Annotated in this window: 3 protein-coding genes; all 3 read left to right on the plus strand. The window is 32.8% G+C overall.

Annotated features, from left to right (window positions below; all coding sequences use genetic code 11):
- On the plus strand, positions 1 to 1,731 hold a 1,731-nt coding region (locus PHI38_RS10255; RefSeq protein WP_299855792.1), incomplete at its 5' end, for a hypothetical protein.
- A 30-nt stretch (positions 1,732 to 1,761) separates the two neighbouring features.
- The gene (locus tag PHI38_RS10260) at positions 1,762 to 2,085 is read left to right on the plus strand and encodes a UPF0175 family protein (RefSeq protein WP_299855794.1); all 324 of its coding nucleotides are present in this window, start codon (positions 1,762 to 1,764) and stop codon (positions 2,083 to 2,085) included.
- A partial coding sequence (locus PHI38_RS10265; RefSeq protein ID WP_299855796.1) for a hypothetical protein occupies positions 2,085 to 2,527 on the plus strand: 443 nt, incomplete at its 3' end. The genes PHI38_RS10260 and PHI38_RS10265, both read left to right, overlap by 1 nt.

Consider the following 2,527-nt stretch of genomic DNA (forward strand, 5'->3'; position numbering starts at 1 on the left):
CATTTTGATAAAAGCTTTAATACTTTTGATGAAGCGATAGAGTATATACAATCAAACCTTCATGAAGAACTTAAAGAGATAGCAAAAAATACCAAAAATGTTGAAACACTCAAAGAGTCTTATCGTTTTGCTGGAACAGACTATTTTATAAAAGGTTCGCTTAGTTTTAGTAGTTGGGAGTATGTGGAGCAAAATGCAAGTAGAATACTGGATGAAGTGGTAGGTAAAGCTTTAAATAATGTCATGTTTTCAAAAGAGAAAATAAATTGTTTTGAAGATTTGCTAGTGCGTGGAAATCTTCCTGATGACCCAAGAGTAGTGCCAAACTATCTCAAGATAAAAAATGCCCAATATGATGATGTGGACTTTTTAAACAACACCGTGGATGAGCTTATAAAGCTTGATAGCGAAGAGTTCAATGAACTTGTATCACAAACTGATAACGGCTTACTTTTTACATGGCTGAGTACCTTAAGCGATGTAGAACTGCAAAGATTTTATGACTATAATGACAAAGTGGTAAAGCTTGAAAATGGGGCGGAAGCATCTTCCAAAGAGCAGTTTGAAAAGGCTATGGAAAGTATAAATAAGGATGAGATAACGGACACCCAAAGAGCAAGAGCCACTTTGCAGATGCCACTAGCTATAAACTATGCAAAAGAGTTTTATATCAAAACTATCACTTTTAGGATGTTTAGAACTTATGATTATTTCAAAGAGTATCAAGATGAAAAAGATGCACGATTTGAAGTGACACTTTCAAATATCATTTGGGATGAGATGAAGTATATTCCAGAGTATTTTGAGCAAGTGTTAACATTATTTCGTGATTTTTATGATGAAAAGAGTGAATATCATCAAAAGATATTTAAGCATTTAGCTACTAGATTTGGTGCTTTGATAGCGACACTCAATAGAATAGCAAGTCTAACACAAACCAAACAAGACTCTATCAACTGGTTTACAGGTGAGATGATAAAAAATGACTTGGTGCCACCTTTAGAGATTTCAGTGAGCCAAACCAAAAAGCTTGAAAACAATAAAAAACTTATCAACTTTTTGACACTTATGTATGCAGGTATTTGTGAAGAAAATGAGGAACACTATATCTCAAATCTTATAGAGGTAGTTTATACCCTTTTTGAGTGGTATCCAGCAAACAGCGATGCTTGTGAATATGCTTTGAAAGAGATGATGAAATCAGTTGCACTTAAAAATGTAAGTGTAGAGAGTGCCAATAGATTTTTGGAGTTTTTTGAGGATTTACCACGATTTTACAAAGTGCTAAGCTATGAGAAGATTATGAATCTAAAAGAGCTTATCAATCATACCCTAGCTACATATAAACCGCTAGATAATAAAATCTTCAAGCAAAAGGGTGTAAAAAACAGACTCATAGTTTTAAATTATAAAATAGATATGGAAGATTTGTATTATGAATCAACGCAAGATAAAATAGAAGAGAACAGCATCGTAGAAGCATTTTTTAAAAACAGCAGTGATGAACAGATACAAGAGTTTCTTAAAACAATTGAAATGGAGCGTTTTGTTCTTTTACTAGATGATTATCCACCATTTGTAAAGCAAAGAGTGCTTGAAAATGTGACACATAGAGTGGCTGTTTGGATAGAAGACAAAATCCAAAGAGCTAGAGAAAATCCTATGGATGCAGATGCAAAAGAGGAATTTATCAACGATATGGAAGAGATTATAAAGAAAAATAGAGTATAATACTATCAAAAGTAAGTATAAGGATGTCTCATGCAAACGATAGGTATAAAAGACTTGCAAACTAATCCTGCAATTTTAACAAAAGCTTTAGAAGCAAAACACTATACGATGATTACCAAAAGAAGTAATCCTATAGGAATTGCTATCTCTTTTGATGATGCTATTGTCTCAAATGGTCTTAAAACATCACTATTGATAGATGGGTATAAAGATGGCAACATAAGTTTAGGACAACTTGCTAAATCACTCGATATTTCCAAACAAAAAGCGATGCATCTTTTGTCGATGATGGGGATTGATGTGGTTGCATATGATTTTGAAGATGATTTAAAAACAGTGGAAAAATTTCTTTAATGGTTGTTGTGAGTGATAGCACTACGCTTATCATACTAAGTGATTTGCAAAGCCTGCATTATCTTGAAAATATTTTTGAAAAAGTATATATTCCTCAAGTAGTCTATGAAGAGATAAGCCACAAAAAAGAGTTTGTACTTCCTGCGTTTATAGAAGTTGTAAAAGCAGAGCAAAATGAACAACTTTTAGAGCTTATGATGCTTTTAGATGAAGGGGAAAGTGAAGCGATATCTTTAGCAATAAAAAAGAATTTACCACTTATCATAGATGAAAAAAAAGGTCGAAAGATAGCTTTGAACTTAGATGTAAAGATATTGGGACTTTTGGGTGTGTTGTATCTAAATATGAAGAAAAAACATACCACAAAAGATGAAGTTGAGCTATTTTTAACTCAAGCAAAGAAGCACGGCTACCGAATCTGCGAAAAGCTTATAGTTCAAAT

Origin of the sequence: Sulfurimonas sp. (assembly GCF_028694895.1) — a bacterium.
Classification (GTDB): Bacteria; Campylobacterota; Campylobacteria; order Campylobacterales; family Sulfurimonadaceae; genus Sulfurimonas.